The 5,055-nt window shown below is 39.2% G+C and carries 4 protein-coding genes; all 4 read right to left on the reverse strand.

What is annotated here, in order from left to right; translation table 11 throughout:
• Nucleotides 1–142 precede the first annotated feature (142 nt).
• Nucleotides 143–1,522, reverse strand: a complete 1,380-nt coding sequence (locus H6F39_RS20000) for a cation:proton antiporter (protein WP_190397294.1) — start codon at nt 1,520–1,522, stop codon at nt 143–145.
• A 50-nt stretch (nt 1,523–1,572) separates the two neighbouring features.
• Complete coding sequence (locus tag H6F39_RS20005) at nt 1,573–2,217, reverse strand: Eco29kI family restriction endonuclease (protein WP_137909676.1); 645 nt, start codon at nt 2,215–2,217, stop codon at nt 1,573–1,575.
• A 12-nt stretch (nt 2,218–2,229) separates the two neighbouring features.
• Nucleotides 2,230–3,438 (reverse strand): DNA cytosine methyltransferase, encoded by a 1,209-nt coding sequence (locus H6F39_RS20010; protein ID WP_137909675.1) that lies wholly within the window; start codon nt 3,436–3,438, stop codon nt 2,230–2,232.
• 151 nt (nt 3,439–3,589) lie between these two features.
• The coding region (locus tag H6F39_RS20015; RefSeq protein ID WP_190397293.1) for a class I SAM-dependent DNA methyltransferase at nt 3,590–5,055 on the reverse strand (1,466 nt) is incomplete at its 5' end.

The following is a 5,055-nucleotide window of genomic DNA, read 5'->3' on the forward strand; positions in this document are numbered from 1 at the left end:
TTAACCTCAGATCTACAAACTGGCTGCGTATTTGTAGGTGAGATGACCTGAAAATCGTAGTGATTTAACACTTAGTCGGGTAAACTCTGGGCTTTAAAAGCCCCCACTTACCCAAAGGGAAGTGGTGGGTAATTTACTCCTGCTATAATAATTTTTCCGATTTACTGTCTAAATTGACTGTAGTGTTTGATTCTGGAAATACGATTCTTAACAGGGGAGGAGCGATAAATGTGGTAATAATCACCATCATAATAATTGCCGCCCCTAGTGGTTTGGAAAGGACACCACTAGCAGCACCTACACCAGCAAATACTAAACCTACTTCACCCCTGGGAATCATTCCTACACCAATAGCCAAGCGATTAATTCCCGGTTGACCAAATACTGTTAGTCCTGTCACCACTTTACCAATAATGGCGACAGTAATCAGGAAAGTTGCCATGATTAAGGCTTCTTGATTTGTGGGAATAGCTGGGTTTAAGACTCCTAAATCAGTTTTTGCTCCCACAGTCACAAAGAAAACTGGAACTAGCATATCCGCAATGGGGATAACTTGCTTTTGTAATTCCTTGCGTTTGTCCGTTTCTTCCAGAACTAAACCAGCAGCAAAAGCTCCCAGAATTGCCTCTAAATGGATGACAGAGGCTAGATAAGACATAATAATGGCAAAAATGAAGGCCGGGATGACTAATTCCCCTCTAGTTTTCAGTTTATCAGCGATCGCCACAAAGGATTTATTAAATACATTACCAAAAACCACCGCCCCAATCAAAAAACCACTGGCGCTAATAATTAAATAAACCACATTACCAACATCAACCGCCCCATCTTTAGCTAAACTAGCAACCACAGCCAGCACGATAATTCCCAAAACATCATCAATAACCGCAGCGCCCAGGATAATCTGTCCCTCCTTAGAATTTAAGCGACCTATTTCCGAAAGCACCTTAGACGTAATTCCAATACTAGTTGCAGTTAAAGCCGCACCAGCGAAAATAGCAGGTATAGCACTAACACCAAATATTGTCATTAACCCCACAGTTCCCGCAGCAAAGGGAACTATCACCCCCACGGTAGCCACAACAAAAGCCTGAATACCCACGGCCATAAGGTCCTTGAGATTAGACTCTAAGCCAATTTCAAACAAGAGGATAATCACACCCAATTCTGATAAAACCGAAATCACCTCAGACTGGGCTGCAAATACCTGTGGTGTCGCTTCTGGGCTTAACCCAGCGGTGATTTGCAAAAAGGACATAATCAAAGAATTAGCAGCGTCTGTACCACCCTCAGGGAATATCAACAAATGCAGTACAGAGACACCGACAACCACACCCCCGACAAGTTCACCTAAAACCGCAGGTAAACCGATTTTGTTGGATAATTCCCCCCCCACCTTGCTGGCAAAGTAAATCACGACTAAACTCAATAGTACGGCCGCTAACACCATGGAACTATCTGCTGTTTCTGTGGCTGTAGCCAATAAGGGAACGTTAAAGTTGATTTCCATGAAAAACTGTATTGGTTATACAAAGATCCTTTTCTTTATTTTTACCTGTTTTTGGTGGTAATTTATTCATATCTATTTTCACCTAAACACGGGCATCCCAAATGCACACAAAGATTTTGACAGTGTTTATATACCTGGGGCTGTAAACTAGAAATGGTAACGGGATTGGACAGTAAAGCTGTAGCAAAGGATCTGCCTGAGTGTATTTCATCCCATAGCGATCGCATTTGTAAACCCCTTCCTTTACCGGGTGCATGAATGCCAAAACCAGAAATAATACTACACCAAACAGGCTGAAAATGCCGAATCAGCACCGATTCACCCCAAGCAACTAAATCCACAGCCATTGCTACCACTGTAAAGTGAAAATCTGCAACATCAAGATTGTTAGTTTGACGAATAGAATTTCTATGTTCTCTCAAACGACCAATTAAACCCCCTGTAATAGTTCTTTGTCCAGTTCGCTTCCCTGAATTTTCCGCTTTACCAATGTAAATTGGTAGACAACAAGAATTTTGATTTGCGTAAGTTATAGCTGAGTAAAGGGGAAATTCTCCCCGGTAATAAAGTAAGTAAACACCAACATAACCAGCTAACTCTTCTTTAAGTTCATCCAGTTCAGCGAGAGGATAACAATGCTGTCTAGTCTGAAACTCAATTAATTGCTCACGCAGTGTTGGAGGTGCTTGAAAAACTTCTAATGGCATGATCAATTTTAACTAGACAGATGTTTTAATTTTCACGCAACATTGAACTTCTTGTAAATGGGTGCGGATGCTAGTAGCAATAGTATAGGCCAGGGTAACAGGTACAGCATTACCAATTTGACGCATTGACTCACCCCAAGCTCCGGGGAAGTAGTAATCATCAGGGAAAGTTTGCAATCTTGCGGCCTCACGCACCGTAAAATAGCGGACTTGTCCATCAGGGAAAGCAAGCATATTCTCACCACCAGGAACACCATGCACACCTGCTTTCAGGGTTTTGGCTGGTTTATACCAAGAACTACCTGTATGACCGGGATAGCTTTTAGCACCGGGAATGTAGATATGATTAGGAATTTCTGCTGCTAAATTAGTGTTTTCAGGTGGTGGTAAATCAGTTATTGCATCCCTAACAGTCTGCCAGGGAGAAGTTATACTAGCCAGTAAACTCGCCCCTTTCCGTTGGTAGCTACTGCGTATTTTTATGGGCATTTCTGGACGGTATAAGTTAGCAATACCGTGACGTTCCCAGTATTCACCCGTCACCCATTGATCCCAAATCAGCGCCTCTTCTGTATGGGTTGGTTCAGGAAAAGACCAGTTAGCTTGTAAATCTGAACGGAAACCCACAATAAAAACTCGCTCACGTTTTTGTGGAACTCCATAATTAGCTGCATTTAATAACTGCCACTTTACCCGATAACTAAGTTCATCCTTGATATTACTACGCTGATGTTCCTCAAGTCTGACTAAATGATCAGCCCAAGATTCATCAGTGTGGGGTTGCAATTCAGGATGATTTAACTGTAAAATAATATACTCAAAATAATTAATAAAATTAGGTCGCACTAAACCACGGACATTTTCAATTAAAAAAGCTTTGGGACGTAATTCCCGCACAGCCCGTAAAAATTCGGGAAACATATCCCGTTTATCTAAATAACCATGATGGTTACCACCAATGGAAAAAGGTTGACAAGGTGGACCACCTGCTAAAAGGTCTATTTCTCCTCTGATATTAGAGTAGTTAAAATCAGCTACGTCTATTTGATGGATACACCAGTCGCTTACAAGTTGCATCCCTCGCTGCTGATTTTCACGAATGGTATGACAACTATGTTTATCTCGCTCCACAAGCGCTTGATGATCAAAGCCAGCGCGAGTGCATCCCATTGCTAAACCTCCAGCACCCGTAAATAACTCTAGTGATTTGAATTTAGACATAATAACAAGATAAGTAGGTTGGCGTTAAAAATTGTCGTTATAGTGAGGGAACTCTTAACTGGGAACAGAGAACAGGGAACAGAAAAGAGGTTTCGGGTAACTTTACTTTTCGTTACTTATGTCGGTTTTTTTCCGTTCACCTATTTACATACTAATTTGCTATTTCTGGTCCAATAATTTTAATTCCCTGTTTTTCTTTTTCCGCTAACTCTAAATTTAATAACAGCAGTCTTTCTAAAATATCATCTTCTGGGTTGAATTGATAAGCTGACATTACCAGTTTATCCAGTTGTTGATGTAGTTTATAAAGTTGACTGCTCGGTTCGGTGAAAAATTTATTATATAATGTAGTAATTCCCCATTGTTTGGTTTCCATTTGTTGACTACGATATTCATGTAGTTCTTCTGTTTTAGCGCGAATTTGTTGGACTAGGTTGATATCTACTGTTTGCGGAAAGGGGAAAGTTTCAAAACAAGTGTTGTGAGTGTATGCTATACTTGCTCCTAATGTTGATTTTTGCGCGTGTATCCATTCACGATGTATACTAGATGAGAGAATACCAAATATATAAAAATCTTCAGAAACAACCACTTTAGTTTTATTACCTGGAAGCCATTCAAGAGGACAAGAAATAAAAATTGCCCATTTTGAAACTTCTGGAACAGCAAAATAAAATGATAAAGTAGATATAGCTTTTCTCATTGCTGGTCTTTTCTCACCATATTTCCACCAATTCATTTTAGTAACATCTCTACGGTTAATATCTCTTGTTGGTTTAACGGTTTTTTTAATATGTTCAAAAGGTAATTGATAATTACTAGCTTCCTCAATACTCATATCATTAAAATCAATAATCCATCTTTCTGGTTTCCCATGAGGATTTTTGGCTAAATTCGCACCCATTGAAAATAGTTTTAAAACTTCTTGATTTTTTGAATCTGCTTTTATCCATTCTATAACCTGTTGTTCAGTGACTATAAAACCTTCACCCACAGGAATTACACCCTGAAAGCATTTATTGAGATTTACTTTTAACCGCACAGCTTGAGAAACATCAACACTAGATTTTAGAGAAGAATTGATTTGTGAAACAACAAGATCATCTAAATAAGATTTTCGCGGTTTATCCTTACACCAATTAATAATACTCACATGAACCTTCGCAGCACCAGACCAAGGTTGTGTAGAAACAGCCTCATGAATATAACCACCATTTTGAGTAATATAATCTAAAGCCGCAATTCTACTTTTACCTTGACTTATAGAATTAGTACCAACCAAACCAACTCTACCCTTCTCATCAATTTTATCATGAGCCAACCGAAACCAATAAGCACAAAAATCTACATCTTTAACTTTCGGAAAACGTTGAAAAATTCTATCTACATATTCATCATTCAAATTCATTCTAATATGTTTACCACCCAAAAACGGTGGATTTCCAATAATAGCATCAGCTTTGACCCATTCACTAAACAAAGCATCTTGACAAACAATATTATGATCCAAAGTATCCAAAGGTAAAGCAGGTTCAGTCAAACATAAATCATCAATCGCAATTTTCCGCGCTATCATCAAAGTTACCCGCGCTAATTCCACAGCAAAAGGATTTGTAT

It is taken from the genome of Dolichospermum sp. FACHB-1250 (assembly GCF_014696335.1).
Classification (GTDB): Bacteria; Cyanobacteriota; Cyanobacteriia; order Cyanobacteriales; family Nostocaceae; genus Dolichospermum; species Dolichospermum planctonicum.

What these genes read in the sequence shown, in the direction of transcription:
- H6F39_RS20005 (WP_137909676.1), bottom strand. Translation starts at nt 2,217, where the DNA reads ATGCCATTAGAAGTTTTTCAAGCACCTCCAACACTGCGTGAGCAATTA.
- H6F39_RS20010 (WP_137909675.1), bottom strand. Translation starts at nt 3,438, where the DNA reads ATGTCTAAATTCAAATCACTAGAGTTATTTACGGGTGCTGGAGGTTTA.